A 10,282-nucleotide genomic window follows, 5' to 3' on the forward strand; every position below is an offset into this window, starting at 1 on the left:
GCCCGGCGTCGGGAAAACGACCGACTGCTGCGCGCGGTTGCAGCGTGGAGCCGAGTCCGGCGTCTACGGCGGCCATGAGCATGGAGAGCGAATCGACCTCGAGAACCACGTTCGGGCAGACCCCGGCGCGGGCCAGGGCTGCGTCCAGGGTATGGCGCAAACCGTGCGTACCGGTCGGCAGTATCAAGGGCTCGTGCGCCACGTTGGCCAGGGTCAGCGTGGCGGGGATTTTCTCCGGGCGCGCGCGGGTGCAGATCAGGAAAATGTCCTCGTCCATCAGCGGCCGTTCCTGCGCGAGCCGGCTGCCCGGTCCGGGGGGGCGCCGGTCAAACAAAATGGCCATGTCCAGCGTCCTGGCGCTGAGCATGGTCGTCAGATGACCCGACAGGCCTTCGACCAGATGCAGTCGGACGTCGGGATAGCGCTCGCGCATGGCGCGCATCAGCGGCAGATCCAGCATGGCGGCCGTCGTGGGGGCCAGGCCCACGCTGACGGTCCCCGAGAGCCTGGCCTGCCGGGTCACCCGAACCGCTTGATCCGCGTGCCGCAAAGTCAGCTGGGCCTCGTGAAGGAAGGCCATCCCGGCCTCGGTCGCGACAACGCCCCGGGAACTGCGCTGCAACAGGCGCGCGCTCAGTTCCCCCTCCAGTCGGCTGATTTGCTGGCTCAGCGCCGACTGGACCAGGTCCAGATCGAGCGCTGCACGGCTCATCGAGCCCAACTCCACAATGCGCACGAAGTAGCGCAGTTGACGCAATTCCATATTCTTCGATGGGTAGTTGACATTTGACGCAGCCGCCACGGCATCCGGCGGCAGTTGTTTGAGCGCCGGGACATGTTGCTGCCGGGCCCGGCCAGTCTCCGCGCTGGCACAGTTTTTCTCCTTATATCATTTGCGGGGCAGGACAATAGCGCCTTGCGAGGCGCTGCACTGCAACCGCGCTGCGTTACCGAAAATGCATTTCCATGGAGAGAAACGTATGAAGAGCATGATGGGTTTTCTCGAGAAGGCCGGGCTTGTCCGCGCCATCGACGGAGGGGGTGGTGCCGACGGAGCGCCCGCCGAGACCACCGACTTCCAGGTCGATCCCGCGCCGGAAGTTCTGCCGGTATCGAAGGAACCCATGGCTCCGGTGGAGGAGCAGATCGCACTGAGCCTGCCCGACGTTTACGCTGCGGCTGGCGTTCCGGTTTCGGTCTATCCGGCGGAAAAGCTGCTGCGCCTGGTCAACGGTCTGAAGGAACTGCCCCAGGCCACGGTGCGTGCCGCGGTCGCTGCGGTGGATGAATCGGACGACACCTGGAGCATCGAAGACCCGATCCGCGACGCGCACTTCAAGATCCAGGCGCTGGCGGCGCACGCCAATGCGCTGCGCGCCGGCATCGAGCAGGCCGACGCCGAGACCCTGGACCGGATCACGGCGGTCAAGGCGCGCGAAGAGGCGACCGTCGCGGACATCCGCGCGCAGATCACCCGCCTCGAAGAATTGATGGGCCGGGAAATCGCCCGCTCGATCCAGGAGCAGGCCGACCTTGGCGCCGCCCTGAGCAGCAAGCGCGAAGCCGCAAACCGGCTGATCGAGCAAACGGTCGTGACGGGCAACGAATTCAAGCTGCTGGTGGCCCCGTTCCAGCGCTCCGCGGCGCCAGCTGCCGCAGAAGATCCGGCACCCCCGAAGCCAAGCGCTGCTGCCTGAGCGCGGGCAACCCCGAACACCACACCTGGAGAAATCAATGAGCAAATACCAAGCGGGCCCGGCTGCCAAAGGCATCTTCGTCGTGATCATCATCGCGGCGCTGGCTGCCGTCGGCTGGAACTTCTTCCTCAAGGAACGGTTCGCCAAAAAGGACGCCGAACAAGCGCAGATGGCCAACGCCGTCAGTGGCACCTCGAATGCGGGCGCGTACAGCGGCCGCGCGGCCGCCGTCCCGTCGGTGCCGGCGAACCCCAACGCCGCCCTGGGCACGCCGGGCAACCCGCTGAAGGTCAGCCTCGTGAGCTTCCACGGCTACGCTCCCGGCCTGTTGGCCAACGGCAACAGCCTGAAGACGGCGGCGGGATCGATCTACGCGCGCCTGGGTCTGAGCGTCGAATTCGTCATCAACGACGACATGCCGGCGATGACGACCCTGTTCGAGTCGAAGGCGGCGCAGTGCGTGTGGCGCACGTCCGACTTCTGGGCGCAGGAACAGCCGAACCTGCGCAACTCGGGTCACGACGCCAAGGCCGTGATGCTCGTGGACAACACGCGCGGCGGGGACGCCATCATCACGCGGGACCCGTCGATCAAGCGCGTGGAAGACTTGGCCGGCAAGTCCGTCGCCCTGGTGCAGTTCACGCCGTCGCACGGCATGCTGATCGACGCCATCGAGAATTCCTCGATGACCGCGCGTGCCAAGCAGCAGGTGAAGATGGTCTTCATCAAGCCGGAAGAGGGGACCCCTGGCGTGCGCTCGGCCATCGTCGGCGGTCAGGTGGACGCCGCGGTGCTGTGGGACCCGGACCTGTCGCTGGCGATCCGCGATGCCAAGGCGAACGTCATCTACTCGACCAAGGCCGCGAGCAACCTGATCTTCGACCTGATGGCCTGCGATCAGCGCGAATTGAACAAGCCCCAAAACACCGACGTGTTCCAGAAGTTCGTGGACGGCTGGATGGAGGGCGTCGAAGAAGCCAAGGCCAACCCCGACCGCGCTGTCGATGCGCTGGTGAGTACGGAAGAGTTCTTCCGCGTGCTCGCCTCGAAGGAGGGCAAGCCCTTCGTCAAGGGCCTGTTCAGCAACCTGCTGTGGACCGGCCTGTCGGACAACGCCCGCATCCTGGGTCTGGCGGGCGACACCAACCATTACGAGCGCGTCTACACCCGCTTCGACCAGATCTACCGCGCTGCGGGCGCGCTGGCGAACCCGAAGTCCCCGGTGATCTCGGCCCAGGAGAGTTTCGACTACCGCTTCATCAAGGCCGCCCTGGCGCGTGACACCAGGGCCAAGGAAGCCGCTGCCCGCCCGGCGCAGACCTACACCGAGCAAGGCCGCACCGAAGCCATGGCGGCGCCTGCGCAGGTGACCAAGCCGGTGGCGGTGAGCTTTCCTTCGGGCGCGCATGAGCTGTCGAAGAAGGCCCAGCAGGTCATCGACAAGGAAATGGTGCCGTTCATCGAGAACAACGGTTCCGCCTACTTTGAGCTGAGCGGCAATAGCGATTCGGTCGGCTCGGACGCTGCCAACCTGGTGCTGTCGAACCAGCGCGCCAAGGCGGTCGCCGAGTACCTCGAGAAGCAGTGGGAAATTCCCCGCGCCCGCCTGAAGGTGGTGGGCTACGGCTCCAGCCGCCCGCTGTGTGACGAGGGCAACCCCGCTGGCGCCGGCATGTCGCTCGACGAGTGCCGTTCGCTGAACCGCTCGACCCGCCTGGCCGTGTTCGGCCGCTGACCCCGGTCCGGTCCGCCTGCGGCACGGGGTGGGCGGACCACCGAATCCTCATCGAATCCGCAGCCCACGGATCCGGGGAGCGGCGCTGATGAATCTTCACCCGGCACCGACGAACGGCGCCAAAATCCGGGAGATGCGGGCCGCAATCCGGCGCGACGGGACATTCGAAGACAGCGCAGCAACAGCAGTCAGCAAGGAAAACAAGTGAGCAACTTCTGGAACCCCTATGCCGAGATTTCGCCCGGCAAGCGGCGCACGATCAGCGTCAGTGCGATGCTCGCCGTGCTGATCGTCTGGACCGCGCTGTCGGCGTCCGGCCTCATGACGAGGAATCAACTGCCTTCGCCGCTGTCCGTGGCGCAGGCCATGAGCTACCTGGCCTGGTACGAGGGCAGGAGCCAGCTGCTGGTGCACACGATGTGGTCGGTGGGCCGCGTGGCCACCGCCTCGGTGCTGGTGATTGCCGTCGGCATCCCGCTGGGCGTGCTGATGGGCTCCTCGCAGCGCATCAACGCGTTCTTCTCGCCGCTCATCGACCCGTTCCGCTCCGCGCCGGTCGCGGCGCTGCTCCCGATCATGGCCATGTGGTTCGGCATCGGCGAGCTCATGAAGATCGCCTTCCTGTTCGTCGGCTCCATCGTCTACCTGACGCCGCTGGTGCGCGACGCGATCCGCTCCGTGCCGGAGCAATACCTGGTGGGCGCCAAGGACATCGGCGCCACGCAGTGGGAGTGCATTACCAAGGTCCTGGTGCCGCTGGCGATGCCGCGCATCATGGACGCCGTGATCGTGGGCGTCTCGGTCAGCTGGACCTACATCACCGTCGCCGAATACGTGAACGCACAGGAGGGCCTGGGCCAAATGATCGCCAACGCCAAGCGGCTCATCGCGATGGATCAGGTGTTCGCCGGAATCATCGTGATCATCGCCGTGGCCCTGCTCACCTACCAATCCCTGATGTGGCTCAAGGGCCGCTTCTTCCAGTGGGAAACCAAAGCATGACGACCGCGATCCAGCCCCCTGCGGCGCCCATCGTCGAAGCACGGAACGTCGTTCAGGAGTACGCGCAGCCCGACGGCCAGATCCTGCGCGTGCTGGACGACATCAGCCTGTGCTTCGCGCACCCGGGAATCAACATGCTCCTGGGCCCCTCGGGCTGCGGCAAGTCAACCTTCATGAAGATGCTCGGTGGCGTGCGCCCCTGGAACGTCAAGGCGCCGACGACGGGCCAAGTGTTCATCGAAGGCAAGCCCTGCGAAGGCCAGCACGAGAACACCATCATGGTGTTCCAGCAGTACAACAACCGCCCCGACATGACGGTGCGCGAGAACGTCGCGTACCCGTTCACGTTCAATGAATGGGCGCGGCGCGTCAGCAGGCAGGAAGCGAACAAGCGCGTCGACGAGGTGCTCCAGGAGGTTGGCCTGGCCGACAAATGCGAGCAGTACCCGGCGCAGCTCTCTGGCGGCCAGAACCAGCGCGTGGCACTGGCTCGCGCCCTGGTGACGCAGCCGAAGATCCTGCTCATGGACGAGCCGTTCGGCGCGCTCGACGCGCAGACGCGCACCGACATGCAGAGCCTGCTGATCCGTCTGCACCGGGATCACCCCAGCGTCATCGTCTTCGTGACCCACGACGTCAGCGAAGCCCTGGTTCTCGGCGACCGGGTGATCGTGCTGTCCACGCAGCCGGCCAAGGTCATCGACGACTTCGGCATCAGCGAACCCCATCCGCGCAACCTGCCGTGGCTGGAGCGCCCCGAGGTCCGTGCGCTCAGCGAGCGTGTCATCGGCCACCTGCGCCAATCGGGTGCGCGCGGCCAAGTCCGGGTCAGCGTGTGAGCAAGAAAACCCCTTACTGGCTGGACTACCTCCAGCATCCTGCGCACCTGATGGCGGTAGGGGTTGGCTGCGTCGCGGCCCTGGTGGCTTCACTGCCATGGGGAGGTGACGGTTTCGGCCTGACCCTGCTCGCCATGGCGGCGCTGGAAACCGTTGCGATCGCCGTGATTCCCGGACTGCCGCGGTTCAGGCAATGGGCTGACGAGCAGGAGCGCAACCGGACGCTGAACCAGATGTACGCGCGCTTGCAGGCGGAGATCGAGGCCCACGGCGGCTCGGATCATTTGCAGAACTTCTTGCGCATGACGGACCGGGTCGCGTCCCTCTACCGGATGGCCGAAGACGCCCATTCGACCCTGACGCGGTTCGACGTGCAGCAGCTGGAAGACACCACGATCGACTTCCTGCGGCTTTGCCTGAGCGACGCCGCCATGAAGGAGGCGCGGCACAAGGGCAGCGACAGCGAATCCACGATCCGCAACAAGCTGCACGAAGTCCAACAGGCCATGCAAAGGCCCGACCTGAGCCAGCACGAGATGGTGCAGCTGCGCCGTGCGGAATCCGACTTCACCGAGGCACTGCGCCGGCACAGCCGCATGGCAAGCCGGCGCGCGATGCTCGACGCCGCGCTGCTGTCCATGCCCATCCGCATGGATGAGGTGTACCAGATGGTGATGACCGCTCCGCGCAGCGGGAACATGGGTTCGCTGCTCGAGGAGTCCCTGGCCAAGCTGCGCATCAGCGAGGAGGTGTCGATGGACCTCGATCAAGAGCTCGGCCTGCCGATCCCGCCCTACCGCTCTGCCGCACCCGTCGCAGCGCCGCAGGCACCGGCCGCGACAGCGCCCCGCAAGCGGGCCACGATCCAGACCCGCAACTGACCCCCAGCGCCTTTATCGGCATCCGTAAAACCGACCCCTACCATCGAAGGAAAGCACCATGGCCAACCACAACGTCACTGCCCGTCTCCGCAACCTCTGGAATGGCTTCCTGGGTCTGTGGATCCAGCGGATCGAAAACGAACACCCCGAGATCGCGTACCAGAACTCGATCCAGTCGATGACGCAAAAGTACACCACGCTCAAGTCCGCTGCCGGTCGCGTGATCTCGCGCCGCGATGGCCTGCGCGAGCAGGTCAGCAACGCGGAGCGCGAACTGAAGACGGTCACCCAGCAGCTGCAGGCCGCCGTTGCCACGGCGCAGGACGACCTGGCCGTGGTGCTGATCCAGAAGAAGAATCAGCTCGCCGAGGGCCTGGATCAGCTGCGCCCGGAACTGGCCACGGCGGAGGCCGACGCCGACACCATGAAGAACAACCTGATCGAGGTCCAGGGCGACATCAAGAACCTGAAGGCCGAGAAGGACCGCATGGTCGGCCTGCTCCAGAGCGCCGAAGCCCGGATCCAGATCCAGAGCTCGCTGGAGGGGCTGTCGCTGGACGCCGAGGTGCAGGCCCTCAGCGGCGTGCGCGAGCACATCAAGGGGCGCATCGCCGAAGCCAATCTGGGCGCCGAACTGCGCTCCACCGACCTGGACGTCCGCCTGAAGGAGCTGAACCGCAGCAGCGCCGCGGTCACCGCCCGCGCCGAACTGGCCGCCATGAAGGCCGCGGCCGCCGGCCAGACCGCCCAGGCCGCCGGTGGCGACCGCACCCTGTGAGCGCGCCATGAGCAGAGCCAGCCAAATGCCCGCATGGGCGAACACCATCCGCGAGAAGTACCTCGCGGGGGAAGCGGCGACATTCGTGCTGTACCGGAACGTCTTCGACGTCTTCCTGGTGGACGGGGAGTTTCACGACCTGAAGAACTTCCTGACGCACAAGTTCGCGCCGGAGACCAAGCCCACCGTCATCGAAGTGTCGCCAGAATTCGGTGTCAACGCCCTGAAGAACGGCGGCGAAATCGACCTCGGCAAGGGCGACGAGCTGCTGCAGAAGCTGCACATCCTTGAGCCGAGCCTTCGGACCAAGAAGGGCATCATGGTCTACGTGCCGTACGCCGACGCGATCATGCCCGGCGACGACGCGGGCTTCGTTTCGGCCGAGGAGCGCAAAGTCGCCACGCTGTTCCACCGCTGGTCGCTGGACCGCCAGATGAACGCCCAGGACAACATCACGTTCATCGTGGTCGAGGCGCTCGGATCGCTCAACCAGGGCCTGCTGGGCAACCCCAAGGTGGCTGCCATCGAGATCCCGATGCCGGATCAGGAAACCCGCCTGGCCGTCGTGAACAAGCTGGCGCCGGCGCTGCCTGCGCACCTCGCAAGCATGTACGCCACGCGCATGGCCGGCCTGCGCGCGGTGCAGATCGAAAGCCTGATGAAGACCTCTGACGGCAACGGCATGGGCGAGCAGGAGCGCGAGAAGCTCATCCTGAAGCTGCTCGAAGGTGCGCAGGACGCGCCAGCGCGCGCCAAGCGCTTTGCCGGAATCACTGCGGGAATGACGGCGACCGAGATCGTCAAGCTGGTGGAGCCCACGAGGGCACTGCCGGAGCAAACGCCCGACCAGGTCGTGCTGCGCCTGATCCAGGCGCGCAAGCGCGAGCTGATCGAGAAGGAATGCGCCGGCCTGATCGAGTTCGTCGAGCCCAAGCACGGCTTGTCTGCGGTGGGCGGCATCCACCACATCAAGGACGAGCTCAACGAGATCGCGAAGAACCTGCGCGAAGGCGACACCCGCATGACCCCCATGGGCCTGCTGGCCGTCGGACCGATGGGCGCCGGCAAGACCTTCGTGCTCAAGGCCTTCCTCAAGGAAGCCGGCCTGTCGGCCGTCGCGCTGAAGAACTTCCGCTCCAAGTGGGTCGGTTCGACCGAGCGCAACCTCGAGCGCGTGCTGGCCACCGTGAAGGCCATGGGCCCGATCGCGGTGCTGATCGACGAAGGCGACCGCAGCTTCGGCAGCCGGGAAGGCGAGGGCGGGGACGACGGCACCAGCTCCCGCGTGATCGCGCGGCTGAAGGAGTTCATGTCGGACACCGACAACCGCGGCAACGTGCTGTTCATCCTGCTGACGAACCGCCCGGACAAGCTGGACACCGACATCAAGCGTCCGGGTCGCCTGGACCGCAAGGTGCCGTTCTTCTACGCCGAGACCGGCTTCGACCGCGGCGAGATCGTCCAGGCACTGATCACGCGCTACGGCTTCGCCGGCGCGATCGATGAGCCGGCGTTGATCGCCCTGTGCGAGAACCTCAAGGGCTACTCCAACGCCGACCTCGAGGCGCTGGTGCTGCTGGCCATCGAATTCCACGACCGCGAGCAGTCGTTGAGCGTGATCGATGCGCTCACCAAGGCCGCAGAAGACTTCATGCCGCCCCAGGAGCGGGACATGATCGACTTCATGGAACTGCTGGCCGTCTCCGAAACCTCGCGCCGCTCGCTGCTGCCCGAGCGCTTCCGCACGCTCGAACTGGCAGACATCCAGCAGCAGCTGCGGGCCGCGCGACGGCTCGCCCTCGGCCACTGAACGAACCCCCAAGCACGGAGATCCCCATGAATCTGAACATTCGTCTGTCCCCCGCCCAAACCACCGCACTCACCGCCGCCATGCTGGCCGTCGCACACGTGGACGGCGTGCACCCGGCCGAAATCCAGCTGATCCGGCAGTTCTACGAAGGCGGCCGCGAGGGCGACATGCCGGCCTTCGCCGACGTCCAGGACGCGCACCTGCGGGCCGTGCCGCTGCTGCAGCAACTGTCGTTCGACCCCGAATTCGCCGAGGCCCTGGTCGGCCTGTGCCTCATGGTCGGCTACTCCGACGGCAGCCTGACCGACCCCGAAAAAGACACCGCGCTCGGTCTGGCCCGCTCGTACGGCGTCAGCACCGCGCAGTTCGATGAGCAACTGCAGATCGTGCGCGACTCGCTGCTGTGCTCGCTCGCTTCGCTGCCAGACACCGCGTCGGTGGCCGCGTTGGCGAAGGAGCTCTGAACCACCACGGGCCGCGCGCGCCAACGGGACCGAGCAGCGCGCGCATTTCAGAGCCAAAACCCGTCATGCCCCGGGTCCGGCGCCTGCCCCACGATGGACAGCGGCATATGCCCTGCGGCGCCCGGGGCGGTGATGACGCCGTCGGCCTTGCCATCGGCGTCGAACTGCCCGCCATCGGTGATCTGGAAGTCCAGGCGCAGCCGCTCGCCCTCGGTCGCCATCTTGCCGCCGTAAGGCACGCTGGTCAGGTTCACCCAGGTGCCGGTGCGGTCCTCTACCCAGTAGCCGTTGCTCTGCGTCGCCGGGTCCACGAACAGGCTGAAGGTCTCGCTGCTGCCCGCGGTCTCCAGCGTGGCCCGGAAACTCGTCAGCTCGATCGGCGTCTCCAGCGCCCGGGGCAGGTCGGCGGGGGGCGCCTTTTGCTCCAGGCTGGTGATGCAGGCCGCGCTGTCGGCGCTGACGTCGCCGTCCTGGCTGTCGGCCACCAGGGTGATCGAGGTGCTGGAACTGCTGCTTGTCGCGACGCTGATCGAGCCAACGGCGGACTGCGTGCTGTCCGCAATGCCGTCTGCGTTGCCGTCGCCATTCACGGCACCCGCGCGGTCGATGGCCTGGTTTTCCTCGGCGCCGGGAACACTGTCGTTGTCCGTATCCGGGAGCCTGGGGCTTGGTGCGGCGGGAGCCGAAGCGGGCGTGAGGTTGTCCACGGTCCGGTTGCTCAAGTTCGCCGCGTCGTTGCCTGCTGCGTCCTCCAGCACGTCGTTGCCCGCGGGCTTGGTGTAGCTGACGTTCACCACCTCGCCGCTGTTCACGTCACGGCTCAGGTGCAGGGTGACGGTCTTGGCCGTGGTGTCCACCGCGACGCTATCGACGCCTATGGCGGGGCCATGGGTGCTGCGCACCGCAAAGGCCGCGGCGCCCGGCGCATGGGCTTGGTTCAGGCCCAGACTGCTCGCCTCGGTGTAGCTCAGCACCAGATCGTGCCCGTTGACCGTGGCGGTGCCAAGGACCGGGGCCGTGTGGTCGGCTGCGGAGTTGTTTGTCACCAATTGCTTTGTGAGATTGCCCGCGTCATT

At 66.3% G+C, this 10,282-nt stretch carries 10 protein-coding genes; 8 read left to right on the top strand and 2 right to left on the bottom strand.

Translation table 11 applies throughout. The annotated features are described in order from the left end of the window. Positions 1-763 (bottom strand): LysR substrate-binding domain-containing protein (locus tag VTU_RS0122955; protein WP_010109730.1); only part of this gene is annotated, 763 nt, incomplete at its 3' end. A 217-nt stretch (positions 764-980) separates the two neighbouring features. On the opposite strand from VTU_RS0122955, the gene VTU_RS30050 reads away from it, so the two are divergent. The 8 genes from VTU_RS30050 to VTU_RS0122995 all read left to right on the top strand — a co-directional run bounded on the left by VTU_RS30050 (position 981) and on the right by VTU_RS0122995 (position 9,206). Next, positions 981-1,697, top strand: coding sequence for a hypothetical protein (locus tag VTU_RS30050; RefSeq protein WP_010109731.1), 717 nt, complete (start codon positions 981-983; stop codon positions 1,695-1,697). Between the two features lie 37 nt (positions 1,698-1,734). After that, positions 1,735-3,432: a phosphate ABC transporter substrate-binding/OmpA family protein gene (locus VTU_RS0122965; protein ID WP_010109732.1), complete on the top strand. Its 1,698-nt coding sequence runs from the start codon at positions 1,735-1,737 to the stop codon at positions 3,430-3,432. A 204-nt stretch (positions 3,433-3,636) separates the two neighbouring features. Further along, on the top strand, positions 3,637-4,434 hold the full coding sequence (locus VTU_RS0122970; protein ID WP_010109733.1) for an ABC transporter permease: 798 nt from the start codon (positions 3,637-3,639) through the stop codon (positions 4,432-4,434). Then, positions 4,431-5,273, top strand: coding sequence for an ABC transporter ATP-binding protein (locus VTU_RS0122975; RefSeq protein ID WP_010109734.1), 843 nt, complete (start codon positions 4,431-4,433; stop codon positions 5,271-5,273). The genes VTU_RS0122970 and VTU_RS0122975 overlap by 4 nt, the downstream gene beginning before the upstream one ends. Then, positions 5,270-6,154: a hypothetical protein gene (locus VTU_RS0122980; protein ID WP_010109735.1), complete on the top strand. Its 885-nt coding sequence runs from the start codon at positions 5,270-5,272 to the stop codon at positions 6,152-6,154. Before VTU_RS0122975 ends, VTU_RS0122980 begins: the two co-directional genes overlap by 4 nt. A gap of 58 nt (positions 6,155-6,212) precedes the next feature. Further along, positions 6,213-6,932: a PspA/IM30 family protein gene (locus VTU_RS0122985; RefSeq protein ID WP_010109737.1), complete on the top strand. Its 720-nt coding sequence runs from the start codon at positions 6,213-6,215 to the stop codon at positions 6,930-6,932. Between the two features lie 7 nt (positions 6,933-6,939). Then, a complete protein-coding gene (locus VTU_RS0122990; protein WP_029554680.1) occupies positions 6,940-8,742 on the top strand; it encodes an ATP-binding protein in 1,803 nt (600 codons plus the stop codon). Between the two features lie 26 nt (positions 8,743-8,768). Continuing rightward, positions 8,769-9,206: a tellurite resistance TerB family protein gene (locus VTU_RS0122995; RefSeq protein ID WP_010109741.1), complete on the top strand. Its 438-nt coding sequence runs from the start codon at positions 8,769-8,771 to the stop codon at positions 9,204-9,206. A gap of 47 nt (positions 9,207-9,253) precedes the next feature. Here the strand turns inward: VTU_RS0122995 and VTU_RS0123000 are convergent. Next, the coding region (locus VTU_RS0123000) for a SwmB domain-containing protein (protein ID WP_010109742.1) at positions 9,254-10,282 on the bottom strand (1,029 nt) is incomplete at its 5' end.

It is taken from the genome of Verminephrobacter aporrectodeae subsp. tuberculatae At4 (assembly GCF_000193225.1).
In the GTDB taxonomy this organism is placed as follows: Bacteria; Pseudomonadota; Gammaproteobacteria; order Burkholderiales; family Burkholderiaceae_C; genus Acidovorax; species Acidovorax aporrectodeae.